The sequence below is a fragment of the Streptomyces sp. CA-250714 genome, assembly GCF_050936705.1.
Lineage (GTDB): Bacteria > Actinomycetota > Actinomycetes > Streptomycetales > Streptomycetaceae > Streptomyces.
Window position 1 is genome coordinate 2,948,109 of record NZ_JBNJMI010000001.1, and the last position, 26,848, is coordinate 2,974,956.

22 protein-coding genes are annotated in these 26,848 nt (G+C 70.8%); 8 read left to right on the top strand and 14 right to left on the bottom strand.

What is annotated here, in order from left to right:
• Positions 1–51: 51 nt before the first annotated feature.
• Both ACQEU8_RS13005 and ACQEU8_RS13010 read right to left on the bottom strand, forming a co-directional pair.
• Positions 52–417, bottom strand: coding sequence for a WhiB family transcriptional regulator (locus ACQEU8_RS13005; protein WP_433100064.1), 366 nt, complete (start codon positions 415–417; stop codon positions 52–54).
• Between the two features lie 236 nt (positions 418–653).
• Positions 654–1,415 carry a DUF1707 SHOCT-like domain-containing protein gene (locus ACQEU8_RS13010; protein WP_433100066.1) on the bottom strand — a complete coding sequence of 254 codons (762 nt, stop codon included), beginning with the start codon at positions 1,413–1,415 and terminating at the stop codon, positions 654–656.
• A 147-nt stretch (positions 1,416–1,562) separates the two neighbouring features.
• Here ACQEU8_RS13010 and ACQEU8_RS13015 point away from each other — a divergent pair, with 147 nt between their 5' ends.
• Entirely contained in the window at positions 1,563–3,263 is a 1,701-nt protein-coding gene (locus ACQEU8_RS13015) for a fumarate hydratase (protein WP_433100068.1), read from the top strand.
• Between the two features lie 94 nt (positions 3,264–3,357).
• Positions 3,358–6,864: an NACHT domain-containing protein gene (locus ACQEU8_RS13020; RefSeq protein WP_433100070.1), complete on the top strand. Its 3,507-nt coding sequence runs from the start codon at positions 3,358–3,360 to the stop codon at positions 6,862–6,864.
• A gap of 23 nt (positions 6,865–6,887) precedes the next feature.
• Here the strand turns inward: ACQEU8_RS13020 and ACQEU8_RS13025 are convergent, their stop codons facing one another.
• Positions 6,888–7,256 (bottom strand): VOC family protein, encoded by a 369-nt coding sequence (locus tag ACQEU8_RS13025; RefSeq protein ID WP_433100072.1) that lies wholly within the window; start codon positions 7,254–7,256, stop codon positions 6,888–6,890.
• A gap of 66 nt (positions 7,257–7,322) precedes the next feature.
• On the opposite strand from ACQEU8_RS13025, the gene ACQEU8_RS13030 reads away from it, so the two are divergent.
• The 4 genes from ACQEU8_RS13030 to ACQEU8_RS13045 all read left to right on the top strand — a co-directional run bounded on the left by ACQEU8_RS13030 (position 7,323) and on the right by ACQEU8_RS13045 (position 12,541).
• Complete coding sequence (locus ACQEU8_RS13030) at positions 7,323–8,753, top strand: class II fumarate hydratase (protein ID WP_433100074.1); 1,431 nt, start codon at positions 7,323–7,325, stop codon at positions 8,751–8,753.
• 96 nt (positions 8,754–8,849) lie between these two features.
• Positions 8,850–9,542, top strand: coding sequence for a cytidylyl-2-hydroxypropylphosphonate hydrolase (gene fomD / locus ACQEU8_RS13035; RefSeq protein WP_433100076.1), 693 nt, complete (start codon positions 8,850–8,852; stop codon positions 9,540–9,542).
• 109 nt (positions 9,543–9,651) lie between these two features.
• Complete coding sequence (locus tag ACQEU8_RS13040) at positions 9,652–10,362, top strand: class I SAM-dependent methyltransferase (RefSeq protein ID WP_433100078.1); 711 nt, start codon at positions 9,652–9,654, stop codon at positions 10,360–10,362.
• Positions 10,363–10,411: 49 nt separating this feature from the next.
• On the top strand, positions 10,412–12,541 hold the full coding sequence (locus tag ACQEU8_RS13045) for a SpoIIE family protein phosphatase (protein WP_433100080.1): 2,130 nt from the start codon (positions 10,412–10,414) through the stop codon (positions 12,539–12,541).
• Between the two features lie 337 nt (positions 12,542–12,878).
• Here the strand turns inward: ACQEU8_RS13045 and ACQEU8_RS13050 are convergent, their stop codons facing one another.
• The 3 genes from ACQEU8_RS13050 to ACQEU8_RS13060 all read right to left on the bottom strand — a co-directional run bounded on the left by ACQEU8_RS13050 (position 12,879) and on the right by ACQEU8_RS13060 (position 14,543).
• Positions 12,879–13,412, bottom strand: coding sequence for an alkyl hydroperoxide reductase (locus ACQEU8_RS13050; RefSeq protein ID WP_433100082.1), 534 nt, complete (start codon positions 13,410–13,412; stop codon positions 12,879–12,881).
• 5 nt (positions 13,413–13,417) lie between these two features.
• Positions 13,418–13,972 carry a peroxiredoxin gene (locus tag ACQEU8_RS13055; RefSeq protein ID WP_433100084.1) on the bottom strand — a complete coding sequence of 185 codons (555 nt, stop codon included), beginning with the start codon at positions 13,970–13,972 and terminating at the stop codon, positions 13,418–13,420.
• 265 nt (positions 13,973–14,237) lie between these two features.
• On the bottom strand, positions 14,238–14,543 hold the full coding sequence (locus tag ACQEU8_RS13060; RefSeq protein WP_433100086.1) for a hypothetical protein: 306 nt from the start codon (positions 14,541–14,543) through the stop codon (positions 14,238–14,240).
• A gap of 275 nt (positions 14,544–14,818) precedes the next feature.
• Here ACQEU8_RS13060 and ACQEU8_RS13065 point away from each other — a divergent pair, with 275 nt between their 5' ends.
• The gene (locus tag ACQEU8_RS13065; RefSeq protein WP_433100088.1) at positions 14,819–15,820 is read left to right on the top strand and encodes a LysR substrate-binding domain-containing protein; all 1,002 of its coding nucleotides are present in this window, start codon (positions 14,819–14,821) and stop codon (positions 15,818–15,820) included.
• A gap of 92 nt (positions 15,821–15,912) precedes the next feature.
• On the opposite strand, the gene ACQEU8_RS13070 is transcribed toward ACQEU8_RS13065, so the two are convergent.
• The 5 genes from ACQEU8_RS13070 to ACQEU8_RS13090 form a co-directional block, all read right to left on the bottom strand.
• On the bottom strand, positions 15,913–16,191 hold the full coding sequence (locus ACQEU8_RS13070) for a hypothetical protein (protein ID WP_433100090.1): 279 nt from the start codon (positions 16,189–16,191) through the stop codon (positions 15,913–15,915).
• The gene (locus ACQEU8_RS13075; RefSeq protein WP_433100092.1) at positions 16,188–17,123 is read right to left on the bottom strand and encodes an SPFH domain-containing protein; all 936 of its coding nucleotides are present in this window, start codon (positions 17,121–17,123) and stop codon (positions 16,188–16,190) included. The genes ACQEU8_RS13070 and ACQEU8_RS13075 overlap by 4 nt, the downstream gene beginning before the upstream one ends.
• A gap of 210 nt (positions 17,124–17,333) precedes the next feature.
• Positions 17,334–17,810, bottom strand: coding sequence for a hypothetical protein (locus ACQEU8_RS13080; RefSeq protein WP_433100094.1), 477 nt, complete (start codon positions 17,808–17,810; stop codon positions 17,334–17,336).
• 64 nt (positions 17,811–17,874) lie between these two features.
• Positions 17,875–19,650: an alpha/beta hydrolase gene (locus tag ACQEU8_RS13085; protein WP_433100096.1), complete on the bottom strand. Its 1,776-nt coding sequence runs from the start codon at positions 19,648–19,650 to the stop codon at positions 17,875–17,877.
• Positions 19,651–19,657: 7 nt separating this feature from the next.
• The gene (locus ACQEU8_RS13090; RefSeq protein ID WP_433100098.1) at positions 19,658–20,143 is read right to left on the bottom strand and encodes a hypothetical protein; all 486 of its coding nucleotides are present in this window, start codon (positions 20,141–20,143) and stop codon (positions 19,658–19,660) included.
• Positions 20,144–20,430: 287 nt separating this feature from the next.
• Between ACQEU8_RS13090 and ACQEU8_RS13095 the strand changes: the two genes are divergently transcribed.
• Positions 20,431–22,437, top strand: a complete 2,007-nt coding sequence (locus tag ACQEU8_RS13095) for an alpha/beta hydrolase (RefSeq protein WP_433100100.1) — start codon at positions 20,431–20,433, stop codon at positions 22,435–22,437.
• A 35-nt stretch (positions 22,438–22,472) separates the two neighbouring features.
• On the opposite strand, the gene ACQEU8_RS13100 is transcribed toward ACQEU8_RS13095, so the two are convergent.
• The 3 genes from ACQEU8_RS13100 to ACQEU8_RS13110 form a co-directional block, all read right to left on the bottom strand.
• Positions 22,473–23,891 (bottom strand): AI-2E family transporter, encoded by a 1,419-nt coding sequence (locus ACQEU8_RS13100; protein ID WP_433100102.1) that lies wholly within the window; start codon positions 23,889–23,891, stop codon positions 22,473–22,475.
• A 244-nt stretch (positions 23,892–24,135) separates the two neighbouring features.
• Positions 24,136–24,870, bottom strand: a complete 735-nt coding sequence (locus tag ACQEU8_RS13105; protein ID WP_433100104.1) for a transglycosylase SLT domain-containing protein — start codon at positions 24,868–24,870, stop codon at positions 24,136–24,138.
• A gap of 418 nt (positions 24,871–25,288) precedes the next feature.
• A complete protein-coding gene (locus tag ACQEU8_RS13110; protein ID WP_433100106.1) occupies positions 25,289–26,614 on the bottom strand; it encodes a PhoH family protein in 1,326 nt (441 codons plus the stop codon).
• Positions 26,615–26,848 lie beyond the last annotated feature (234 nt).

Sequence of the window (26,848 nt, forward strand, 5' to 3'; positions counted from 1 at the left end):
CAGCCCCTCTCCGGAGATGGAGAGGGGCCAAGCCGGGCGGAGCCGCAACCGCTACGCGATGCGGGACACCTCCGTCGTCGGCTGCCCCGCGGCAGCGGTCTTGCGGCGGCGGGAGAGGACCACGCGGCGTTCGGCGGCGGTCAGTCCGCCCCAGACGCCGTACGGCTCGGGCATCACAAGGGCGTGCTCGCGGCACTCGACCAGCACGGGGCAGCGGGCGCAGACCCGCTTGGCGGCCTGCTCGCGGGAGAGCCGGGCGGCAGTGGGCTCCTTGGAGGGGGCGAAGAAGAGGCCCGCCTCGTCGCGGCGGCAGACGGCTTCCGCATGCCAGGGACCCGCTTGATCATCTCGCTCAGGCGTTCGCTGTACTGGGATGGTGGCGGCGGCCTGTGGGGACTGATGCGGCGTGTGCAGCACGGTCTGCTCCTGACGCGACGACGGAGGTTTGTTGCCCCTTCACCCGTCTTGCAGCGCACGGCAGTTCACGGCTCCCCCACGGGCCCCCTCGGGGGCCGACTCGCAAACTCATGCCGTACGAAAGACGATGCCCGAGCCCTACCCGCTGTACGCGCCGGTATGCATTGCGTGTCGTCCGATACGCGCCCAGGTGTGCGCCCCCCGGCGCGCGTCTAACCCCGTTTGCGCCGTTTCTCCTACAGCTCTTTACGGAACCGGTCGCGCAAGTTCTGGACGAGCCGGCCGCGCTTCGGTTTTGCGTCCACGCCCCCGAAAACAGCGGCCCCCTCGACCAGGACGGTCGGCGCGTTCGGGTCCGGGGAGTCGGTGACCTGGACGTCGAACCCGCCGAAGATCCCGGCGCCCTTCTGCTGCAGGGTGACGTTCTCCGGGACGCGGATCTCGATTCCCCCGAAGATCGCAGTGGCGTTGATCTGCACATGCGGGTGCTCGAACAGCGCCTCGGTCAGATCGATTTCGATGCCGCCGAAACAGGCGAACGCGTTGATCTTCCGCGGGACCCGCCAGCGCCCCTTGCGCCCGGTGCCGCTGAAGATGGCGACCAAGTTCTCCTTCGGCCCGTAACCGGGCAGGGCAGGACCCGAGGTGTGCGAGGCGGCGAAGTTCGCGAACGCGGTGCCATAGGAGCGCTGGCCGCTCGCACCCGACTGCTCGCCGTCGTACTCCGCGCCGGAGACGCCGGAGCGGCCCGCCGGGAGGTCGCGGACCAGCGGCTCCAGCTCCCCCATCGTCTTGGCGGCGTAGACGGCTTCGATCCGCTCGCCGTGCTCCTCCGCGTCCAGCCTGCCCTCGGCGAGGGCTTCGCGGAGGATGTCGGCGACCCGGTCACGGTCGGCGTCCGAGGCGCGGACACCCGCGTCCGCCGCGGGCGCGGGCGCCGGGGACCGCTCGGCTGACGGCTGCTTCTGGAGCGAAGTACGCGAAGAGTCTTCAGTCACATGAGCAGCGTACCCAAACGCGATAGATCGCGACTACCCCCGCAGCGGCCTCTTGCCGCCGGGTTCTACGCTGTGAGACGCGCTCCCATCGTCGAGAGCCGGGCTCCCCTCGTGGAGAGCCGTAAGTGTGAGAGGAAGAGTCCCCGTATGTCTGCCAGCTCCCAACCGGCCAGCCCGGAGTTCTCCTACACGGATCTGCTCCCCACCGGTGAGGACCCCACGCCGTACCGCCTGATCACCAGCGAGGGCGTGAGCACCTTCGAGGTGGACGGACGGACCTTCCTCAAGGTGGAGCCGGAGGCGCTGCGCAAGCTGGCGGCCGAGGCGATCCACGACATCCAGCACTATCTGCGGCCCGAGCACCTGGCGCAGCTGCGCCGCATCCTGGACGACCCCGAGGCCAGCGCCAACGACCGCTTCGTCGCCCTCGACCTGCTCAAGAACGCCAACATCGCGGCGGCGGGCGTGCTGCCCATGTGCCAGGACACCGGTACGGCGATCGTGATGGGCAAGCGCGGCCAGCAGGTACTGACGGCCGGCGGCGACGAGGAGGCCCTCTCGCGCGGTATCCACGACGCCTACACCCAGCTCAATCTGCGCTACTCGCAGATGGCTCCGCTCACCATGTGGGAGGAGAAGAACACCGGCACCAATCTGCCGGCACAGATCGAGCTGTACGCGACGGACGGCGACGCCTACAAGTTCCTGTTCATGGCCAAGGGCGGCGGCAGCGCCAACAAGTCCTTCCTGTACCAGGAGACGAAGGCGGTGCTGAACGAGGCCTCCATGATGAAGTTCCTGGAGGAGAAGATCCGTTCGCTGGGCACGGCCGCCTGCCCGCCGTACCACCTGGCGATCGTCGTCGGCGGCACCAGCGCCGAGTACGCGCTCAAGACCGCCAAGTACGCCTCCGCGCACTACCTCGACGAGCTGCCCACCGAGGGCTCGCCCTCCGGGCACGGCTTCCGGGACACCCAGCTGGAGGAGCAGGTCTTCGAGCTGACGCAGAAGATCGGCATCGGCGCGCAGTTCGGCGGCAAGTACTTCTGCCACGACGTACGCGTGGTGCGGCTGCCGCGGCACGGTGCCTCCTGCCCCGTCGCCATCGCCGTGTCCTGCTCGGCGGACCGCCAGGCCAAGGCGAAGATCACCGCCGAGGGCGTCTTCCTGGAGCAGCTGGAGACCGACCCGGCGCGCTTCCTGCCGGAGACGACGGAGTCCGAACTGACCGAGGGCGCCGGTGCGGACCTGGACGCCGTGAAGATCGATCTCGCCCGCCCCATGGACGAGATCCTCGCCGAGCTCACCAAGCACCCGGTCAAGACCCGCCTGTCGCTGACCGGCACCCTCGTCGTCGCGCGTGACATCGCCCACGCCAAGATCAAGGAGCGGCTGGACGCGGGCGAGGAGATGCCGCAGTACCTCAAGGACCACCCCGTCTACTACGCGGGCCCGGCCAAGACCCCCGAGGGCTACGCCTCCGGCTCCTTCGGGCCCACCACGGCGGGCCGGATGGACGCCTACGTCGAGCAGTTCCAGGCGGCGGGCGGCTCGAAGGTGATGCTCGCCAAGGGCAACCGCAGCAAGCAGGTCACCGACGCGTGCGCCACGCACGGCGGCTTCTACCTCGGCTCCATCGGCGGCCCGGCGGCCCGGCTCGCCCAGGACTGCATCAAGAAGGTCGAGGTCCTGGAGTACGAGGAGCTGGGCATGGAGGCGGTCTGGCGGATCGAGGTGGAGGACTTCCCCGCGTTCATCGTCGTCGACGACAAGGGCAACGACTTCTTCGCCGACCCCGCCCCCGAGCAGCCGTTCGTCACCTCGATCCCGGTGCGCGCGGGGAGCTGACGCCGCCAGGACCACGCCAAGGGACGCGTCCGCCCACTCCCCGTCGCGCGCGGCGGGGAGTACGATCCCCTCCGGCCGGGCCGAGGAACCGGGGGTGAGAGCGCTGACGGGCGGGAGCGAAGGGCGCGCCCCGGTCCGGAACACCATCACCGGCGGGCGGTTCGGGAACGTCGTACAGGCGGACCGCATCGAAGCGCTGCACATCCATGTGCACGACCCCGATCGGGAGTTACCCCCCTCCCGGCGGCTCCTGTACGGGCTCACCGCGCTACTGGCGAGCGCGGCCGCGTACCTCGCACAACGCTACGGCCCGCTTCCCGGACTGCTCGCGCTGGCCTCCGCCGCGCTCACCGGGACGGCAGCACTGAACCGTACGCTCGAACGCCGCCGCTTCACCCGGCCCCGCAAGCCCGTGCCGGCGCACCGGCTCGACTGGACCGCAGGGCAGCTCGCCGAGGTGCTGACCCGGCAGTACGGGCGCGAGGACCAGCTCGCGCTCTCCCCCGTGAGCACCCCCACCCCGCTGCCCGTGCGCTGGGAGGCCGCCGACCCGGCGGTGTCCGAGCACGAGGCCAACGTGCTGGGCCTGCCGGCGGGCGCCGCCGAATCCGGCGAACCGCTCGACGTGGCAGGCGAATTCGCCGAGATCGGGGCCTTCTTCACCGCGCTCCCCCGGCAGCGGCTCGTGGTCCTCGGCGAGCCCGGCGCGGGCAAGACCGTGCTCGCCTACCGGCTGGCGCGCACCCTGTTGGAGCACCGCGGCCCGGCGTCCGGCGCGCCCGTCCCCGTCGTGCTGCCGCTCGCCTCCTGGGACCCGGCGGACGCGCGCGGCCTGTGGCACTGGGCCGCCGAGCGGCTCTCCGCCGAGCAGCCCGCGCTGCTGCCCACCCCCGAACTCGCCCTCGACCTCATCGAGTCCGGCCGCCTGCTGCCCGTACTCGACGGCTTCGACGAGCTGCCCGAACCGGTACGGGCCGACGCGCTGAGCGAGCTGCGCCGCAGCCTCGCCGCGCCCGCGCGCTGTGTGCTGACGAGCCGGGTCGCCGAGTACACCCGCGCGGTACGGGCCGCGGGCGGCCTGCCGCTGCCCGGCGCCGCAGCCGTACGGCTGTGCCCGCTGACCGCCCAGGACCTCGCCGCGTATCTGCCGCGCACCAGCGGCCGTACCGACACCACCTGGCAGCCCGTACTGCGGCGGCTCGCGGACCCGGCGGACACCGCGCGCGAGGTGCGGGTGCTGCGCGCGGTGCTCAGCACGCCGCTGATGGTGGCGCTCGCCCGCGTCGCGTACAGCGGGACCGACGCCGACCCGGCCGAACTTCTCGGCGCCGGGCGCTTCACCGTCCGCCAGGCCGTTGAACGCCACCTGTACGACGCGTTCTTCACCGCCGCCTACGGGCGGCAAGCCGAAGATGCCACCCGCTGGGCCGGTTTCCTCGCGGCCCGGCTGCGGGACGCCGGCCGGCAGGACCTCGCCTGGTGGCGGCTGGACGAGGCGGTGCCCAGCGCCGTACGGGCGCTTGCGCTGCTGCCGAGCGCGGCGGTGGCCGCGCTGACCGTCCACCTGGCGGGGATCGGCACCCCGTGGTGGGACCGGTGGGTGGCGGCGCCGCTGTGGCTGGTGCTCGGCGCCGGGCTGTGGCTGGGCTTCGCCGTGGACGTCCTCCCCGGCGGGCACCCGCGCGGGCCGCAGCGGGTGCGGTGGCCACGGCGCGCCCGGCCGGACGGGGCGGGAGCGCACGCACCGCTCCGGCGGTGGAGCTGGTGGGCCGGGGGAACGCTGTATCTGGCCGCTCTGGCCACGGCCCTGTGGATACTCGGCACGATCAATGGGGAGCTGCAGACAGACGCCGCCGCACTGGCCGTCGCGGGCCTCGTCTGCCTGCCGCTCACCGCCCTCCTCAACCACCTGCGCACCCCCGCCGATCCCGAGACCGCCCCCGAACCCGCGCGTCTCCTCCGGCTGGACCGGCGCTCCGTGCTGGCGCTCGGCGCCGTCGGCTCGGGCATCGCCAAGAGCCTCGACGCGGACGCCGGCTTCGCCAGGCCGCGCCCCTACGTGGGCTGGGTGCTCGTGGTGACGCTCGGCCTCTGGCAGCTCTCCGGCGGGCGGGACGTGGTCACCGCCCGGACGTGGGCCGTGGTCCTGGCGGGCGCCGCGGTGGCGTCCTATCTGCACGATTTCGCGCTCTCCGCGTGGGGCCGCTTCACGCTCGCCCGGGTCTGGTGCGCCCGGCACGGCCAACTGCCGTGGCGGCTCATGGTCTTCCTCCGCGACGCGCACCGCAGGGGCGTGCTGCGCCAGGCGGGCGGCGTGTACCGCTTCCGGCACATCGAGCTGCGCAACCGGCTCGCGGCACACGCACCGTCACGCGCCCGCTCCCCGCTCGTGCCCGCGAACGTGCGCACGCGCGTGCCCGCGAACGTACGGAAACTCGGGTCATCACTTGCAGGCGCCCTCGCCACCCTGAGCGCCCTGCTGCTCCTGGCCGCGTCCGTCTTCGGCACGCCGAAGGCCGAGCCCACCCCGTTTCCGCACGGCACCCGTCCGCCCGCCTGCTCCGTGCTCAGCGCGCACGACCGGAAGACACTGATGGACCGCCCGCTGGCGGTGCAGGACGGCCGCACCAAGTGCGTCGCGGCGGAGCAGTCGCCGTTCCGCCCCGACGTCGAGGTCCGGATCGGGCTGTCCGCCGATACGGCGACGGCGAGCGGCAGCGGCGTGGAGGCGGCACGCCACGTCTTCCGGGAGTGGGCGGGCATCGAGCGGCGGACCCCCCGCTCGTCCATCCTGCGCGGCCCGGACCTGGCCGACCAGCAACTGCGCGTCGTCGGCACGAGGTCCCCCAGCGACGGGGTGCCGCCGATGCGGCAGGCCCGCTACTACGCCCGGGACGGCAACCTGCGCGCCTACGTCTTCTACGCCGAGGAGTACGCGTCGGCGCGGCGCGTCTCCGCCGTCGCCGAATCGCTGCTCCGCAAGGCTCTGGACCGGCCCGGCGCGCGGGACCTCGCGTCGATCCCGCGCACGCGCGTGCCCGAGCGCAACCGCTTGGCCGGTTACGCGCGCGAGGAGCGGTCGCTGCACGGTGCGGTGTGGCAGGGCGACGAGCCCTCACGGATCCTGACCTTCGACCACTTGGGCGTCCCCCTCCGCGCTCCCCGGCAGCTGGAGTGCGACACGGAATACCGCGACGAGGACGACGCGGTCGAGTCGACGACGCAAGCCCTCGACCTGTCCGCCTACGTCTGCAAGCCCCCCGAAGACGGTCTCCCCGCACGCCCGGCCCCCCACGTCCGCATCGACCTCGCCGAAATGGAGTGCGGCGGCCGGTGCCAGCAGCGCGAGACCCGCGCCTTCGAGCGGACCCGCCCAGGTGCGGAATCGGTGCGCTGGCGACAGCCCGAAGGAACGAAGGACACGCGGTACGCGGTACGCAAAGGTGCCGAGTCGTACGAGATGCACCTGTTGCGCGAGTACCGGTTCGCCCCCTTCGACCGGCGCCGGCTATGGCTCCGCGTCCGTGTTGCCCCCGAGCACGCCGAGCTCGCCCAGAAGATCGTCAACAGCGCGTACACCCAGACCGGCGGCGGGCGGTGAGCCGAACAGCACGTTCCACGCCGTCAGAGGTCCTGCACGGCCGTCCCCAGCAGGCAGAACTCGTTGCCCTCCGGATCGGCCAGCACCGTCCAGGGCACATCGGGGGACTGTCCGACGTCCACTCGGACAGCGCCCAGCTCCAGGAGCCGCTGGAGCTCCTGCTCGGTGGTCGTCCCGTCGGCGCGCAGATCCAGATGGAGGCGGTTCTTCAGCGTCTTGCGCTCCGGTACGGGCAGTACGTCGATGCCCGGCTGTGCCGGGTCGGGCGGGCCGATCTCGATGCCGGCCTCTTGCTCGTCCCTGACCCGCCAGTCCAGCGCCCGGCACCAGAAGTCCGCCACGGTCCGCGGATCCACGGCGTCGATGCTCAGCGCAGCGATACGACTCGTCATGGCCGGACCATAGCCAGGAATGCCTCCGCGATACGGGATGCTGAACCGCATGGAGGTGTTCGCACGATGACCGACAGCACTGGCAGCGCCGACAACCCGGCCTACCGGACCGAGCACGACTCGATGGGAGAGGTGCGGGTCCCCGCGCACGCCAAGTGGCGGGCGCAGACACAGCGGGCCGTGGAGAACTTCCCCGTCAGCGGGCAGCGGCTGGAGCGGGCGCACATCGAGGCGCTGGCCCGGATCAAGGCGGCGGCCGCCGTCGTGAACGCCCGGCTCGGGGTGCTCGACCAGGAGCGGGCCGACGCCGTGCGGGCAGCGGCCGAAGAGGTCGCCGAGGGGCGCTGGGACGACCACTTCCCGGTCGACGTCTTCCAGACCGGCTCGGGCACCTCATCCAACATGAACATGAACGAGGTGCTGGCGACCCTGGCCACCGAGCGGCTGACCGCCTCGGGCGCAAAGGCCCCGTCCGTGCACCCGAACGACCATGTCAACGCCAGCCAGTCGTCCAACGACGTCTTCCCGTCCTCCATCCATATCGCCGCGACGGCCGCGGTGACCGCCGATCTGATCCCGGCGCTGGAGCGGCTGACCGCGTCGCTGGAGGGCAAGGCGCGCGAGTTCGCCGATGTGGTGAAGTCCGGGCGTACGCATCTGATGGACGCCACGCCGGTGACGCTCGGCCAGGAGTTCGGCGGCTACGCGACCCAGATGCGGTACGGCGTCGAACGGCTGGGGGCCGCACTGCCCCGGCTCGCCGAACTGCCGCTGGGCGGTACGGCCGTGGGCACCGGCATCAACACCCCGCCCGGGTTCGCCGCCGCCGTCATCGAGGAGGTGGCCCGCTCCACGGGGCTCCCGCTGACCGAGGCACGCGACCACTTCGAGGCGCAGGGCGCCCGGGACGCGCTGGTGGAGACCTCGGGGCAGCTGCGCACCATCGCGGTGGGCCTCACCAAGATCTGCAACGACCTGCGCTGGATGGCCTCAGGACCGCGTACGGGACTGGCGGAGATTACGCTGCCCGACCTCCAGCCGGGCTCCTCGATCATGCCGGGAAAGGTCAACCCCGTCATCCCGGAGGCGGTGCTGATGGTCGCCGCGCAGGTCACGGGGAACGATGCGACGGTGGCGGCGGCGGGCGCCGCGGGCAACTTCGAGCTGAACGTCATGCTGCCCGTCATCGCCAAGAACCTGCTCGAGTCGGTGCGGCTGCTGGCCAACGCCGCGCGGCTGCTGGCCGACCGCACCGTCGACGGCATCACCGCGAACGTGGAGCGGGCGCGGGAGTTCGCGGAGTCCTCCCCCTCTGTCGTCACTCCGCTCAACAAGTACATCGGCTACGAGAACGCGGCCGCCGTCGCCAAGAAGGCCATGGCGGAACAGCTGACCATCCGCGAGGCCGTACTGGCGTCCGGTTACGTCGAGCGCGGCGAGCTGACACTCCAGCAGCTGGACGAGGCGCTGGACGTACTGCGGATGACACACCCCTGACGCCCGCGATCCGGAAAGCCCCTGATCCGCCCGCCGTCGGCAGCGCTGCGGCACAGCTCACGGCGGGCCCGGGGTCCGGCCACCTAAGATCCCGCCATGACAGTTGATCAGGCGGCGCCCCAGGAGCGCTGGCCCGCGGGCACTCCGATCCTGTGGCGCTACCGCGCCAACGGCGCCGCGCATCCCCATATCTGTCGTCCCGTCACTGTCGTACGCGACACGGCGGAGTTGCTGGCGGTCTGGATGGCGCCCGGCACGCTGTGCGTCAGGCCCGAACTCGCCGACGGCACGCCCGTGCACCGCGAGCCGCTGGCGACCCGCTACACCAAGCCGCGCCGGGCCGCCTTCTCCCGCTGGTCCGGCATGGGGGTGCTGAAGCTGGCGCGCCCCGGGCAGCCGTGGTCGGTGTGGCTGTTCTGGGAGCCGGGCTGGCGGTTCAGAAACTTTTACGTGAACTTCGAGGAGCCGCTGCTGCGCTGGCCGGGCGGGGTGGACTCCGAGGACCACTTCCTGGACCTCGAAGTGAGCCCCGACGGGCGCTGGAAGTGGCTGGACGAGGACGAGTTCGCCGCTGCGCAGGACGCCGGGCTGCTGGAGGAGGCACAGGCCGGCCGGGTCCGCGAGGCGGGCCGACGGGCCGTTGCGGCGGTACGGTCCTGGGGCTCGCCGTTCGCGGACGGCTGGGAGCGCTGGCGGCCCGACCCGGCCTGGCCGGTGCCCCGGTTGCCGGACGACTGGGACAGGCCGCCGTTCAACGTGTGTCTGCACCGACCTCCCGATGCCCCTTGATACGCCCCCATACTGCAAACGTAGGATCAACGTCCGTAAACGTACGCTGCACAACACAACTCCCCTCACCCCCCGGGGACTTGACCGGCAGCCAGGAAGGAGCCCAGCCGTGAGCAGCTCTGCGGATTTTGGGGCTAGCGGGAGATCCGGGGCAGGTGCCGGGGCATATGACGGATTTGACCGTACGAACATCGACAGGTCGGGGCAATCCGCGGCATTCGACGCCATCGGGGACCGGTACGACGAGGCATTCCCCCACAAAGAGGGCCAGATCGCCGGTGCCGACTGGTTGGCGGAGCAGCTGCCGCCCGGCGCCCGGGTGCTGGATGTGGGCTGCGGCACCGGGCTGCCGACGGCGCGTCAGCTCACCGACGCCGGACTCCGGGTCGTCGGCATCGACCTGTCGTCCTCGATGCTGAAACTGTGCCGCGACAACGTCCCGGAGAGCGAGTGCCGCAAGCTGGACATCGCCGACCTGGAGTCGTCGGGCCTGGGCCCGTTCGACGGCATCGTCGCCTTCTTCTCGCTGCTCATGCTGCCCCGGCCGGAGATCCCGTACGCGCTGCGGGCGCTGCACGGGCAGTTGCGCGGCGAAGGACCGCTGGTCCTGGGGATGGTGGAGGCGGACGTGAACGATTTCTCCATCCCGTTCCTGGGCAACACGATCCGGGTATCCGGCTATCTGCGGGACGAATTGCGCGGGGTGGTCCAGGACGCGGGATTCGATGTCGTAGGAGAGGACGCGCGCGCGTACGCTCCTGCGAGCACGGATGTACCTCCCGAGATTCAGCTCTTCTTGCAGTGCCGACGACGCCCATAGACCGCGAGCACCCAGCGCAGGGCGTGCGCCGATGCGCAGCCCCGGATGGATGGAAACCGAACGCGTGACGGAGCACGAGAAACCTGCGGCGAGCAGCACCACCGAACCGACGCACCCCACACCGTCGGCGAACGCCCGCACCGGCCCCGGCGGCGCCGAGGGACAGCCGGCCCCGCGCGGTCGCGATGGCGCACCGCCGCGACCGCGGCCGCATCCCCCACAGCCCGGCGAACCGGACCTGACTGCCGAACCGGCCATGGCCGCCGGGGCGGCCGGGGCGGCCGAGTCACCCGTCGCCGCCGGGCCGCCCGTCGACGACGCCGGCAGCGAGCGGTCCGAGCGGGAGCGCCGGGGCGGGGACAGGCTGCGGTTCGTCGGCGCGGCGACCCGGCGCATCGCGCGCGGGGTCGACCTGGACGAGACGGTGCTGGGTCTGTGCCGCGCCAGCGTTCCCGCGTACTCGGACGCGATCCTCGTCTACCTGCGCGATCCGCTGCCGGTCGGCGACGAGCGGCCAACCGGCCCGTTCGTGCTGCGGCTGCGGCGCAGCGACCGGATTCCCGAGGACCCGCTGGCCGCCCAGGCGTTGCAGGCCGCACAGGCCCAGGCTGCGGTGTCCGGCGTCCGGACGGGAGAGGCCGGCGGATATCCGGAGACCGTCGGCTACCCCGGGCAGGTGGCCGCCGAGGCCGCGGGCCTCTCCCTGGGGATGGCCGCGGGCATGGCGGCCGGTACGGCGGGCACGGCCGCGGCCAAACTCGCCGAGGTGCGCCCGGGCGGCCCGCTGGCCGAGGTGCTGCGCGGGGTACGGCCGGTCTTCGCGGACTCCCCCGCGGCCAGCGCCGCGCTGCCCGAACTCCTCGGCCCGGACCGGGAGGTGCCCGCCGGGCACCGCGCGATCCTCGCCCCGCTGCGCGGACGGCGCCGGGTGATTGGCGCCGCGGTCTTTCTGCGCCGCCCGGACCGGCCCGCCTTCGAGCCGGACGATCTGCTCATCGCGGCGCAGCTGGCCACCCATACGGCACTCGGTGTGGACAAGGCGGTGCTCTACGGGCGGGAGGCGTACATCGCCGACGAGCTCCAGCGCACCATGCTGCCCGACGAACTCCCGCAGCCCACCGGCGTCACCCTCGCCAGCCGCTATCTGCCCGCCGCCGAGACGGCACGGGTGGGCGGCGACTGGTACGACGCCATCCCGCTGCCCGGCTCGCGGGTGGCGCTGGTCGTCGGCGATGTGATGGGCCATTCGATGACCTCCGCGGCGATCATGGGCCAGCTGCGGACGACGGCGCAGACACTGGCCGGACTCGACCTGCCTCCCCAGGAGGTGCTGCACCACCTGGACGAGCAGGCGCAGCGGCTCGGCAGCGACCGGATGGCCACCTGCCTGTACGCCGTATACGACCCGGTGGCGCACCGTATCGTCGTCGCCAACGCGGGCCACCCGCCGCCGGTCATGCTGCACCGCAGCGGGCGGGCCGAGGTGCTGCGGATACCGGCCGGCGCGCCGATCGGGGTGGGCGGCGTCGACTTCGAGGCCGTCGAGCTGGACGCGCCGGCGGGCGCCACGCTGCTGCTGTACACCGACGGGCTGGTCGAGTCGCGGCAGCGCGATGTGTGGACCGGCATCGAGCATCTGCGCGAGAAGCTGGCCGCCACCGCCCGGCTGACCCGGCCGGGCGCCTCGGCCCCGCTGGAGCCGCTGTGCGACGAGGTGCTCGACATCCTCGGCCCCGGCGACCGGGACGACGACATCGCCCTGCTGGCCGCCCGGTTCGACGGGATCGCGCCGAGCGATGTCGCGTACTGGTTCCTGGACCCGCGCGCCCAGACCGCGCGCCAGGCCCGCCGGCTGGCCCGAAGAGCGCTGGCCCGCTGGGGCCTGGAAGAGCTGTCCGACTCGGTCGAACTGCTGGTCAGCGAGATCGTCACCAACGCCGTGCGGTACGCCGAACGCCCCATCACCTTGCGGCTGCTGCGCACCGACACGCTGCGGTGTGAGGTGGGCGACGACGTGCCGCAGCTGCCCCGGCTGCGGCAGGCCCGCGCCACCGATGAGGGCGGGCGCGGGCTGTACCTGGTCAACCGCCTCGCCCGCCGCTGGGGCGCCACCCGTCTGTCGACGGGCAAAGTCGTCTGGTTCGAACTCCCGGTCCCGGAGCCCGAACCGGAGTTGTGACCCCTGCTGTGCTTGGGCCTGCGCCCTGGCTGCGCTTGGACCTGCGCCCCCGGCTGTACTTGGGGCTGCGCCCCTGCTGCGCTTGGGAGGTCTGCGCGAAGGCGCAGGGCTGGCAAGCGCAGCAACGGCCCGCACCCGGCGACGAAGCGCCAGCCCCAACGGGGGCCGGCCGTGACCGGTGTGCGGGCCGTTTCGTTGCCGTCCGCGGGCCGGTGGCTGCGCTTGCCCACCCTGCGCCCCTGGCGCAGACTGCCCAAGCGCAGGCGAAGCGGCGCAGCCGCAGCACCGCGCAGCGCAGGCGCCAAGCGCAGCACAGGGCGCAGCCCTCAGCGCAGCGTCAGGCGGAGAGCTGGGCCTCGGCGTCGAGGGTGGTGGCGACTGCCTGGACGACCGCGGCGATCTTGAACGCCTCCTGAATCGTCTCGCGGTCCACCCCGGCCTTGCGCAGCACCTGCTCGTGCGAGTCGAGGCACTGCCCGCAGCCGTTGATCGCGGAGACGGCGAGCGACCACAGCTCGAAGTCCGTCTTCTCGACACCGGGGTTGCCGATGACGTTCATCCGCAGCCCGGCGCGCAGCGTGCCGTACTCCGGGTCCGACAGCAGGTGCCGGGTGCGGTAGAAGACGTTGTTCATCGCCATGACGGCGGCGGCCGACTTCGCTGCCGTGTACGCCTCGTCGCTCAGGTTCTCCTTGGCCTCCGGCTCCAGCGCGCGCAGCACGATCCCGGAGCGGGACGCGATGGCGCAGGCCAGAACGGTGCCCCACAGCTGCTGCTTGGGCAGCTCGGAGTTGCCTATGACGGAGCCGAGGTTGAGCTTGAGGTCCTTCGCGTAGTCCGGAAGGGCCGACTTCAGGTCATCGAGAGCCATGCTGCTCACTCACCAGCCAGCAGCTTGACCGGGTCGAGAGTCTCCTCGCCCTGGGTCCAGTTGCAGGGGCACAGCTCGTCGGTCTGGAGCGCGTCGAGGACCCGCAGGACCTCCTTGGGATTACGGCCGACGGAGCCGGCGGTCACCATCGTGAACTGGATCTCGTTGTTCTGGTCCACGATGAAGACGGCGCGCTGCGCGAAGCCGTCCTCGCCCTCGATGCCGAGCGCGCGCATCAGCTCGTGCTTGGAGTCGGCCATCATCGGGAAGGGCAGGTCGGTCAGGTCCGGGTGGTCCTTGCGCCACGCGTGGTGCACGAACTCCGAGTCACCGGAGAAGCCGAGGATCTGCGCGTCGCGGTCGGCGAACTCCTCGTTCAGCTTGCCGAACGCGGAGATCTCCGTCGGGCAGACGAAGGTGAAGTCCTTGGGCCAAGCAAAGACGACCTTCCACTTGCCCTCGTAGGTCTTGTGGTTGATCGTCTCGAACTCCTTGCCCTTCTCCAGAGAGACGCAGGCGGTCAGCTCGAACTCAGGGAACTTGTCACCGACAGTGAGCACGTACACACTCCTTGCACTTGCGGCCAGGATGCCCGTATTGCATGCATTCCTGGAGGTTGGTCGCCACCACCTAACCACATACGACATTGATCGCGGAAATAGCCCGCAGCGAGTCGTTTGATCGGCCGAAGCTATCAGCCAGTACGAAGGGTCATCGCGGGCCCGTGCCCCGGTACGGCGTCGATACGAGCCGACGGGAAACGGGCCGCGGGACAGCAGCCGGAGGGCCCGGACCGCGGACGGTCCGGGCCCCTGCGCGATCAGTTCAGGACTTCTCGCCCTGGTCCTGCTCGGCGCCCTCGACCTCAGGAGTGATCGTGGCCTGGCCGAACCTGCCGACGAGGTTCGTGATGAAGTCACCCGCCTCGACGGACTTGTCCAGCTGCGACGTGGCTACACCGAGGGAGTCCTCCACGTTGTTGTAGCCGAGGTCCCCAGGACCGCTCTCGCGGATCTTCTGGAGGTTGACGTTCGCTCCGAGGTGGACGTCGGCCATGGCGACCGGCGCCGAGAGACCACCGATAGCGACAGTGAGACCAACCACAGCTGCGGCACGGGCGCATCTCTTCATTGTTGACTCCTCCTCGTACATGTCGAGTTCGTCCGGTGTTGTACGACAATGAACTTATCCTCCTTTGAGGCAATCTTTACGCAATATATGACGTGAATTCACCTGTCAGGCGGCAGCGCCCTCCCCCGCCCAGCCCGCTTTAATCTGCCGCTTGACCTGCGAAAAAGCCACCGCTGGCCGGGCAGCGGCGGATACCCCGTCTGCGTCAGGCGTGATCGCGGGGGTTGATCGCGGAAATGGCTACAGTTGGGTCGGTTGATTGGAGTGAGTTATCAGTGACCGGCACCACTGTCCCCGCACAGCCGACGCGGGCGGCCCGCGCGCGGCAGCCCAGCCTTTCGCAGCTGCGGGCCTTCGCCGCCGTCGCCGAGCATCTGCACTTCCGGGAGGCCGCCGCGGCGCTCGGCATGAGCCAGCCCGCGCTGTCCGGCGCGGTCGCCGCCCTGGAGGAGACGCTGGGGGTGCAACTGCTGGAGCGCACCACCAGAAAGGTGCTGCTCTCCCCCGCCGGTGAACGCATGGCCGCCCGTACGCGGTCCGTACTGCACGCCGTGGGCGAGCTGATGGAGGAGGCCGAGGCCGCGCAGGCCCCGTTCACCGGGGTGCTGCGACTGGGCGTCATACCGACGGTCGCACCGTATCTGCTGCCCACCGTGCTCGGTCTCGTCCACAAGCGGTATCCGGATCTGGACCTGCAGGTCCATGAGGAGCAGACCGCCTCGCTGTTGGAGGGGCTGGGGCAGGGGCGGCTGGATCTGCTGCTGTGCGCGGTGCCTCCCCCGAGGACTTCGTCCAGGGGGTACCCCCAGGCGCCGTCGGTGCGTGAGGTGCCGCTGTTCGACGAGGACTTCGTGCTGGTCACCCCGGACGATCACCCGGCCGCCGGGCGCTCGGACCTGCCGCGCTCCATGCTGCGCGAGCTCGATCTGCTGCTGCTGGACGAGGGGCACTGCCTGCGCGACCAGGCGCTCGACATCTGCCGCGAGGCGGGCCGCACCGAGTCGGCCAGCGTGACGACCAGCGCCGCGGGCCTCTCCACGCTGGTGCAACTGGTGGCCGGGGGCATGGGGGTGACCCTGCTGCCGCATACGGCGGTCCGGGTGGAGGCGGGGCGCAACGAGTCCCTGCGTACGGCACATTTCGCCGACCCCGCGCCGTCCCGGCGGATCGCGCTGGCGATGCGGGAGGGCGCGGCGCGCGAGGAGGAGTTCCAGGCCTTCGGCGACGCCCTGCGGGCCGCCATGCGGTCGCTGCCCGTACGGCCCGTACTGCCGTAGGGGCGGGGGACGTTGGCGTAGCGGCCGCTGGGCATGCTCGGTCATGCTCGGCGAGCCCGCGCTGTTCCGCCCGTACGCGTTCCGTCCGCGCCTCAGCCCTCGCGCGGTGGGCGGCCCCGGCGCGGGTGGGGGCGGGTGTCCTTGGGCAGGCGGCCCGCCTCCTTGAGGGCCTGGCGCAGCAGATAGTCGATCTGCGCGTTGGTGGAGCGCAGTTCGTCGGCCGCCCAGCGGGCGAGCGCGTCATGCATCGCGGGGTCGAGCCGCAGCAGCACCTGCTTGCGCTGCCGCGGCTTGCCCTTTCCCGACGCCTTCTCCGACGCCGCCCGCCCGGGGTCGGGGGCGGCGCCCGCGCCCTCGCCGTCGGCCGTCACTGGTAGAGCGACCCCGTGTTCAGCACTGGCTGCGGGGAGCGGTCGCCGCACAGCACCACCAGCAGGTTGCTGACCATGCTGGCCCTGCGCTCCTCGTCCAGCTCCACGAAGTCCTGCGCGGTGATCCGGGCCAGTGCGTCCTCGACCATGCCGCAGGCGCCCTCCACGATCTGCTTGCGGGCCGCGACGACGGCGCCCGCCTGCTGCCGCTGGAGCATGGCGGAGGCGATCTCGGGGGCGTAGGCGAGGTGGGTGAAGCGGGACTCGACCACCGAGACCCCGGCGGCCCGCACCCGGACCGTCAGCTCCGCGGCCAGCTTCTCCGTGATCTCCTCGGCGTTGCCGCGCAGCGAGAGGCCCGCCTCGTCGTGTGCGTCGTACGGGTACTCGATGGCGATGTGCCGGACCGCGGCCTCGGTCTGGGTGGAGACGAACTCCACATAGTCGTCGACCGAGAAGGTGGCCTGGGCGGTGTCCCGCACCTGCCAGACGACGACCGCGGCGAGCTCGATCGGGTTGCCGTAGGCGTCGTTGACCTTGAGGACCGGGGTCTCGTGGTTGCGGACCCGGGTGGAGATCTTGGTGCGGCTGGTCAGCGGGTTGACCCAGCGCAGGCCGTCCGCGCGGATGGTGCCGGTGTAGCGGCCGAAGAGCTGGACGACGCGGGCCTCCCCCGGCGCCACCATGTTCAGCCCCGCCATGCCGAAGACGGAGGCGATCACCAGCACGATGCCGAGGACGATCAGCACACCGCCGCCGGCTCCGCTACCGCCCGAGGCGAGGCCGCCGCCCACGATCACGGCGCCGACGCCGAGCAGAAAGCCGATCAGCCCCAGCAGCAGGGCGAGCCCGCCCGGAATGCTGTGCGCTGTCGTCTCCCGCACTTCGGGCGTGGGCATTTCAGGTGCGTCGGTCGGCTGATCAAGGCTCATCGCGATCCCCCCGGCTCGGTCATACGGTCAGGCGCGCACCCGGTCGTGGAGAGCACGCCTCTATCAATGTGATAGCAGATTAATCCCTGAGCGCGGGCACCGCCAGTCCGGCGCCCACTCCGGCGGTCAGCAGAAAAACTGTCCAGTCTTCGACAGGATTTCAGATCAGCCGCAGCGCCCGCGGGTACGCAGGAGCCGCAGGACAGAGAACTAGTGGACCGTCTTGCCTTTCGGTACCTGGAAGCAGGCGGAGACGAGGGAGAACATGATTCCGGATTCCTCGCCCTTGGCGGGGGTGCGGCCCTCGGGGACCAGTTCCAGGGTGATACGTACGGTGAACTTCTTCTCGCGGGAGTCCGCTTCGAGGTAGGGAGTCTTGTAGGCGTCCGATTCCCTGCCCCGGCCGGTGATCTTCCAGCCGTTGCCGGGCAGGGCGTCCTCGAGCCGCTCCCACGCCTTGGTCAAGGACTTGTCGGAGCGGCCGTAGATCGACCAGGTGTGCCGGACCTTGTAGTACCTGTCGGCGTCCATGTCCCCGCACACGTCGAGGATCGGGCCCGGCGGGGTGACCTTTCCCTTGAGCCGCATCAGGTCGTAGAGCTGGCTGGAGAGCTTGCCCGCGTCTTCCAGGGAACGGCGGGTCTCCCGGACCTCAGGCGTGTAGCCGGGGCCGTCGGAGTCTGACATCGAGCATCCCGTCATCAGAACCAGTGCCGTGGCCGCCGCCACCAGCACGCGTGCGCCGAGGATCTCAGTCCTCAAGGTCGACCCGCCCGCCGCGGCCCGTGACCACGTACGCCTGGTTCCTGAGCCCTTCCGAGCCCTCCCACCAGTAGCCGCCGTGGTCGCCGTCGTGAGTCGTCATCCGGTTCGCCCCGAAATCCTTGTCGCTGGGAACGGCCGCGTCGCTGCCACCACCGTGGGCGAAGCGGCCCAGTTCGGGTACGAGGTTGTCATTCCCGGCCTTCTCGTTCCACACATGGCCCCGTGGCGCGTCCAGATCGTTGGCATGGCCCAGGCCCACGCCGGGGCTGCCGGCGAAGATGATGTCGTCGGCACCCAGGTCGCCCCCCTTGGAGGCGAAGCCGACGAGGTTGCTGCCGTAGCTGTGCCCGATGACCGTGGTGTGGCTCGCACCGGGCCCGCCCTGCGTGACCTCCAGGCCGTCCAGGAAGCGGTTCAGGTCCGGGGCGCCGCGCTCGGCCGCGTCGTCGTTCGAGGCGTTGATCATGCCGGACGGCGAGTCGTAGCCGAACCAGTTGATCGTGGACACGTTGGGGTTGCCCGGCTGGGCCGAGGTGGCCTGCCACAGGTTGTCCGAGGCGATCTGCGACTTGTTGATGCCGCCGAGCGTGGTGTTCATCCCCGGCACCATCACGGCGGTGTGGTCGGCCTTGTCCGGGTTGCCGTTGGCGATGATCGCGCGGCCGTTGTTCTCCGGGTCGAAGCCCAGCAGATAGGCGGGCGGGAGGCCCTTCTGGCCGGGGTTGTCCTTGTTGGGCCCGTAGTTGTCGAAGCCGGCGGTTCCGGTGTCGTCGAAGCGCGTCTGGATCCGTTTCATCCCGTTGAGCGCGCTCTTCAGGTGCTCTTGGCGGTCGTGCCACTGCTGCCACTTCGCCTTGTCGTCGGAGTCGGGGATCGAACCCGCCTTGCCCGCCGTGATGTAGCGGATCTTCGGCTCGGGCGGGTAGTTGTCCAGCTCCATCTGATACTGGGCGCGCTTCTCGTTGAAGACCGCGCGGTTCGCCTCGTCGCGGGCCTCGGCCGGTATGCCGTCGAGCTTGCCGACACTGGCCGGGTACAGCGAGGTGTAGTCGGCCCGCTCCTCCTCGGACAGCGACTTCCACCAGGCCGCGTTCTGCTGCGGGGTGCGGTCCTTGGGCACCGGGTCCAAGTAGTCGTCGGCGGCCTTGCCGACGGCCGAGCGGTCCTTGCGCGAGTCGGCCCAGTCGTCCGCGGTCACCTTCAGGGTGGCGGTGGTGATCAGCCGGCGGAGCGTCTGCGCGTACTCGTGATCGACCCGCCCCGCCTCCCGCAGGGCGTCCCCGATGCGATCGGCGAAGCCCTGCGCCTTGCGTTCTTCGGGGCTCGGCGGCACGGGGGAGAAGGGGACGGTGGTCTGCCCCGGCTTCACGCTTCCGCTGCCGGGCATGATCGGGCCCTGGTCCTTGATGGTGTAGTGGACCGACCCGTCGCCGCCGACGGACATCCCCACCGCCTCGGCGTCCGCGACCGCCTCCGTCAGCTTCCGCTTGGCGGCGCGCAGTTCACCGGCGAGCCCGTTGAGGGCCGTACGCACCAGTCCGCACTGCACTTGCGCGTAGTGGAAGCTCTCGGCGAGCTTCTTCAGCCGGGTGGACGCCGCTGTCGCGCCCTGGCCCTTCAGGCCCGCGCGCAGCTTGGGGTTGACGGCGTCGTTGAGCCGGTCCTTGGCCTCCCCCGCGCAGCTGCTCGCCTTGTGCCAGCCGTCTGCCGCCTGCTCGAACTGCCCCGGGTCGAGGTCCTTGAGCTGCTTGTAGGTCAGCATGGCCGGGTCACCAGCTTCCGCTGGGCCCGCCGGGCGGCGGGGTGGGCTTGGCCTCGTACTTCCCGAACTGGTCCTTGATCTCCTCGTCCTTGCCGGACAGGGTCGTGCCCGCCTTCTCCAGCTTGCCCGAGACCTCGTCGCACTCGTCGCGTACGAGGGTGAGCCGCGCCAGCCAGGAGTCGAAGACCCGCACCTGCATGGCGGCGCTCTCCAGCCCGTCGACCCCGTCGTCGAAGCGACCGGCGCCCTTTTGTCCGGTACGCATCTCGCCCAGCGCGCGGGAGACGTTGTTCCGCAGCGACTCCAGCGAACCCGACGCGGTGGTCCAGGGGTTCTTGGCGTTCTTCAGGTCCGGCTCGCCGCCACCCTCGCCGCCGCCGTTGTCGCCCCCGCCGGCTTTTGCGTTCGCACTCGCCAGGTTCGTTTTCACGCCCGCCCCGTTGGCTTCGTCGAGCAGCCGCTGCCAGCTCTCGGACACCGCCCCGTTCGTCATGCCCGCGCCCCGTTTCCTCGGCTTGTCAGCCCTTTCGAATCGGCAAAGCTAGCAAAGGAAATCGGGCTCGCGCGGGGCTTTCCTCAAGCCTTCACGAACATGTATCCGAACCCGGACACATCGCTGACCCGCAGTCGCTCACGCATCTCCTTCTGGGCAGTTGACGTCGTTGTCGCGCAGGCCCCGATGCGGCGAGCAACCCGCCCGCCCCTCTCTGCGTCAGCCAACGGGACGGTCGAAGCCGGACGGTCGGCCTCGTATGCGGACATCGAGCGGGAAAGTGGGCGATGGGACAGGCAGCGGACGACCGGCTGACCACGCAACCTCGCGCGGAGCCGCTCGACGACACCGAGCCGTCCCAAGACACCGAGCCGTCCTACGACGCCGGGCACTCCCGCCCCATCGGGCCCTCCCGCCACACCGCGTCGCCCGTCCGTGCCGTACCGCCGCGCCGTATCCGGTTCCCGGACCGCGCCCCGACGCCCAACAGCGCACTGCTGCCGCACCGTGTCCGCCGACGCGCGCTCGGCTGCGTACGACGCTTCCTCCGGCGCCCGTACTGGGAGGCGCCCAGCTCCTCATACGTCGTACGACGCTGGCCCGGGCTGACGGCCATGTGCTGCGCCACGCTGTTCTTCTGGCTCTCGCTGACGCCCTCGCTCGTGCCCAGGCCCTGGCTGCTGCAAGGGGTGATCGGCGGGATAACGGCGGCCATCGGGTACGCCATCGGCGGGCTCGCGGAATGGCTGACCCGGCTCGCGTTCGGCCCGGCGTACCGGCGTGTGCGCCGCCGTCACATGCTCCGCCGCCATGTGCTCCGCCGCCTGCCCGGGCGGCCGGGACCACACTGGCGTGCGCGCGCCTGGCTGGCGTACTACACGCTGAGCACCGTCCTCACCATCGCCGCGCTCTCCTGGAGCGCCGACGCCCAACGGGAGCTGCGCCGGCTCCAGGAGATGCCGGAGACCCTCACCTGGCACTCCATGATGATCGCCCTGCTGGCCATGGCGATCTGCTTCGCGCTGGTGGCCATCGGCCGCGCCGTACGGCTCGGCACCCGCGCCCTCATCCGGCTGCTGGGCCGGTTCGTACCGCGTCCGCTGGCCATCGGCGTGGGGCTGCTGGTCAGCGCCACTGTCGTGGTCTTCGGCACCCGCGATGTCGTCTTCGACCGCGGGATCATCGACGTCGCCGCACGGCTGGCCGAGAAGACCGACCAGAGCACCAAGGACGGCATTGTCCGGCCCGGCTCACCACTCGTCTCGGGCAGCTCGGCGTCGCTGGTGCGCTGGGGCGAGCTGGGCTACGAGGGGCGGAACTTCACCGGCTCGTCGCTGACGCCCCATCAGATCGCCACCGTCACCGGCAAGCGTGCCGTGCAGCCGATCCGGGTCTACATCGGCCAGGAGTCGGCACCCACCTTCACCTCCCGCGCCGCGCTCGCGGTACGGGAGCTGGAGCGTACCGGCGCCTTCGACCGGGACGTGCTGGCCATCGCGGGGACCACAGGGCGGGGCTGGGTCAACTCCACGGACGCCGAACCGCTGGAGTACATCCACGGCGGGAACACCGCGATCGTCGCCGTGCAGTACTCCTACCTGCCCAGCTGGGCCTCCTTCATGGTGGACAAGGAGCAGGCGGGCCGCGCCACCCGGGCGCTGGTGAAGGCGGTACGCGCCCGCTGGCTCCGGATACCGGTCGCCGAGCGGCCCAAACTCGTCGTATTCGGGGAGTCCCTGGGCGCCTACGGCATCGAGGCCTCCTTCGACGGCCCCGACGACATGCTGGCCAAGGTGGACGGCGCGCTGCTGGCCGGGCCGCCCAACTTCTCCCCCATCCGCCGGGAGCTGACCTCGCACCGCGACCCGGGCAGCCCGATCTGGCGGCCGGAGTACGAGAAGGGGCGGCACTTCCGCTTCGCCCAGTGGCCGAAGAAGGATCTGGCCCGGCCGGGCCCCGCGGCCACGTGGCGGACGCCGCGCGTCGTCTACCTCCAGAACGCCTCGGACGCCATCGTGTGGTGGTCACCCGGTCTCGCCCTCGACCCACCCCGCTGGCTGCGCGAGCCGCTGGGACCTGACATCACCGACGAGGTCAACTGGTTCCCGCTGGTCACCTTCTGGCAGACGACGGTGGACATGGCCGTCTCCTACGGCGTCGGCGCCCCACACGGCCACCGCTACGGCAACGGCTCCGTGGAGGGCTGGGCAGCCGTCGCCCCCGCCAAGGGCTGGACGAAGACCGACACGGAGGAGCTGCGCCGGTTCATGGACCAACGGGAGGCCCCCTACTGAGCGGGCCTCCCGTTGTGGCTGTGCGGGTTTTCAGTTCATGACTTGTCGTTGTTGCCCTCGGGGAGCGGCGGCTGACCCGGACCCGGCTCGGGGCCGGCGGTCCCCTCCGCGGGCCCACCGGCCGGTTGCGGGGCGGCTTCCCGCAGCCTGCGGAGGGTCTGCTCCTGGGCGTACCCCTTCAGATAACCGACGACCGTGTTGGTGACGGCGACCAACGGGACCGACACCACAGCGCCGGGGATGCCGGCGATCAGGCTGCCGCCCGTCACACCGAGGACGACGGCGAGCGGATGGACGCGTACCAGGCGGCCGAGGATGAACGGCTGGAGGATGTGGCTCTCGATCTGCTGGACGGCCAGCACGACGGCCAGCGCCAGCAGCGCCGTGAAGATGCCGTCGGTCACCAGCGCGACGACGACGGCGAGCGCGCCGGAGATCACGGCACCGACGATCGGGATGAAGGCGAAGAGGAAGATGAAGACGGCGAGCGGCACGGCCATCGGAACCTTGAGGAAGTACAGCCCGACGCCGATGAAGACCGCGTCGATCAGCGCGACTATCACGGTCCCGCGTACATAGCCGGTGAGCGTGGCCCAGGCGCGCGGCCCCGCGCCCGCGACGCCGTCCCGGGCCGCGGACGGGATGAACTTGAGTGTCCACTCCCAGATGCGGCGGCCGTCGTACAGCAGGAAGAGGGTGACGAACATCGTCAGCAGCGCGCCGGAGAGGAACTCGAGGATGACGGTGACGCCCTCGATGCCCGCCGAGGTCAGTTCCTTGCTGTTGTCGCCGATCCAGTCGCTGAGGTTCTGGGCGATCTCGTTGATCTGGTCCTCGGAGACATGGAACGGCCCGTTCAGCGCCCAGTTCTTCAGCTCCTGGATACCGTCCTGCACCTTGTCGGTGAGGGTGTCCAGGTTCTCCATCACCTGCCACACCACGAACCAGCCGACCAGGCTCATGATGACGAAACCGCTGATGAAGGTGATGGCGGTGGCCAGCCCGCGCCCCAGGCCGATCCGCCGCAGCCGGGCGACGGTGGGCTGGAGCAGCGCGGTGATCAGCAGACCGGCGGAGAAGGCGATGATCAGCAGGCTGATCGTGCTGACGACCTTCATCAGCACCCAGATGACGCCGGCGAGCACCAGCAGCCGCCATCCGGCCTCGGCGGCGACCCGCATCCCCCACGGCACGGCGGCGGCCGGCTCGGGCTTGGCGGCTATCGCGGGCGCGTACTGCGGAGGCGGCGGCACATAGCCGCTCTCCTGCCCCGCGCCGCCGGCCTCGGCCTCGGCCTGCGCACGGCCCGCCTCGGTGTTGGAGAGCGCCGGGTCGATGCCGTCGGCCCTGCGGCGGGCGGCGCTGGAGCTGCGCTCCGCTTCGGCGCGCCGCTCGGCGGCCTTCGCGGCCCAGCGGCCCGCAGCCGCTCTGAGCCTGTCCATGCCTCTCGTCATTCCGCTTCCTCCGCCCCCTGGCCAGTGGCTTCGCCGTGTGAGGGACGACGTTACCCGCGCCGATGGTTGCTTCCGAACCGGAAACCTCTACGGACGAAGCTCGGCACGGAGGAACCGGGCACCGCGCCCGGTGCCCGTATCCGGACATAGGGATGCCCCCTGGGCTGATCCTCACAGATCGCCACAAGGGGGCATCCCGTCCGGACGTGTCAGGGTCCGGTGAGTCGCGGTGGACCGGTCCGGCTCAGTACCAGTGGTTGGCCTGCCAGAAGTCCCATGCGCCACACGGGCTTCCGTACCGGTCGTTCATGTAGTTGAGGCCCCACTTTATCTGGGTGGCCGGGTTCGTCCGCCAGTCCGCACCCGCCGAGGCCATCTTCGAGCCCGGCAGCGCCTGGACGAGGCCGTAGGCACCCGAGGAGGCGTTGGTGGCCTTGTAGTTCCAGCCCGACTCGCGCTCGACGATCTGGGAGAAGCACTGGTACTGGCCTGCGCCGACGATCTGCTTCGCCATCGACTGGACCTCGGCGGTCGAGTACGACGACTTCTGGGCGAAGTCCGTACGGCCACTGGAGCGGCTGGCGGCCGACTTGACCTTGTCGCGCTCCTTGGCCTTCTCGGCGGCCTCCTTGGCTGCGGCCTCCTTGGCGGCCTTCGCCTTCTTGGCCGCCGCGTCCTTGGCAGCCTGCTTACGGGCGGCTTCCTCGGCGGACTTCTTCGCCTCTGCGTCGGCAGCGGACGACGCGGCGTCCGCCTGCTGGGTGAGGGCGGCTGTCTGCGCATGGGTCTGCGACCCGGCTGGTATGTCCTCTAGGAGCGTCGCCTGGGCGGCGGTGGCCTCGGCGTCACCGGACGCCTGGCCCTGGTCGGCGCCTGCGGCAACCCCGACGACGGCGCCGACGGTGGTGACCGCGGTGGCGGACGCCACGGCGAATCCCCGGACCGAAATCCGAGCAGTCACACGGTTTCCTTCCAACATGCCCGCTGGGGTGACCTCGCGGACGCAATCGTGCCCCTGACACTGGCCTCCCTCGTACTGGCCACGGGAGGCACGGGCCCGGTGGGTCTCCCCGACAGGAGAGCCCGCGTGGTGCTCGGGCGGCATACGGCGTTACTGCTGTTCAGTTCTGTACTGCGTTGCGGTGTCGCACCGTTGGTGGTGCGGGTGTGCCGTATGCGGGGCCTGACAGGAACCACACCCTGCCGGAACCGGACGCGCCGAAGCAATTCTGCGTTGAGTGGGAAAGCTCACACGGCGTTTGGGGCACGGGAATCCCGGAAATAGGCGCGCGACCGGGCCCCGTGCGGCTAAGGTGCTGTGCCCTTTTCGCACGGGGCCCGGTCGAACGTGGGTTGCTATGCGGCTCTGTTGAGCATGACGTGCTCAGTTGTGCCGGTCAAACCCGGCCCTCTTCCAGCATTTCGGTCACCAGTGCGGCAATCGGAGAACGCTCGGACCGCGTCAGTGTGATGTGCGAGAAGAGCGGATGACCCTTCAACCGCTCGACCACGGCGACCACTCCGTCGTACCGCCCCACCCGCAGATTGTCCCGCTGCGCCACATCGTGGGTGAGGACCACCCGCGAGTCGGTGCCGATCCGGGAGAGTACGGTCAGCAGCACGTTCCGCTCCAGCGACTGCGCCTCGTCGACGATGACGAACGCGTCGTGCAGCGAACGGCCCCTGATATGGGTGAGCGGCAGGACCTCCAGCATGCCCCGGGCCACCACCTCTTCGATGACCTCCCTGCTGGTGACCGCCGAGAGCGTGTCGAAGACGGCCTGCGCCCACGGGCTCATCTTCTCCGCCTCGGTGCCCGGCAGATAGCCCAGATCCTGCCCGCCGACGGCGTACAGCGGCCGGAAGACCATCACCTTGCTGTGCTGCCTGCGCTCCAGCACCGCCTCCAGACCGGCGCCCAGCGCCAGCGCGCTCTTCCCGGTGCCCGCCCGGCCGCCCATCGACATGATGCCGACCTCGGGGTCGAGCAGCAGATCCAGCGCGATGCGCTGCTCGGCGCTGCGGCCCTTGATGCCGAACGCCTCCCGGTCGCCGCGCACCAGCCGGATGCGGCCGTCCGGCGTCACCCGGCCGAGTGCCTTGCCCTTCTCCGACTGGAGCACCAGCCCGGTGTGCACGGGCAGTTCGGGAGCGTCGTACGGCATGGCAACGCTCTCCGCGGCGAACAACTCGTCGATGTCCTCCCCCGCGAGGGTGAGTTCGGCCATTCCGGTCCACCCGGAGTCGGTGATGGCCAGCTCCGCGCGGTACTCCTCGGCCAGCAGCCCGACGGACGACGCCTTGATACGCAGCGGCAGGTCCTTGGAGACGACGGTGACGTCATACCCCTCCGCCTGGAGGTTTCTGGCCACGGCGAGGATGCGCGAGTCGTTGTCGCCCAGCCGGAAGCCGGCGGGAAGTACCCCCGGATCCGAGTGGTTCAGCTCGACCCGGAGCGTGCCGCCTGTCTCGCCGATCGGGATCGGTGCGTCGAGCCGTCCGTGGCGAATGCGGTACTCGTCGAGCCTGCGGAGGGCCTGCCGGGCGAAATAGCCCAGCTCTGGGTGGTTGCGCTTGGCCTCCAACTCGGTGACGACGACCACGGGGAGCACGATCTCGTGCTCGTCGAACCGGTCCATGGCGGCCGGATCCGCCAGCAGCACGCTCGTGTCGATGACATACGTGCGTCGGTCGGACTCGCTGCGCTTCTTGCTGATCACCACGGTGGGACGAACCCCCTCGGATGAGGTCGGGGAGCGACGGCGTCGCGGGGGAAGTGACCGGAGATGACCCGCACCACACGGGCCGGACTCCGGCCCTCCGCGTCCTGCGCCCGGCCCGCACGCGGTACTGCTGCGCGCGGTCCGGGGGCATCCGTGGTGTCCAAAGGGCCTCCCGGCGACCGCCACCCCCTGGGAGGGGCACGGTCGTGAGGGATATTCCCTCGCGAGCGGCCG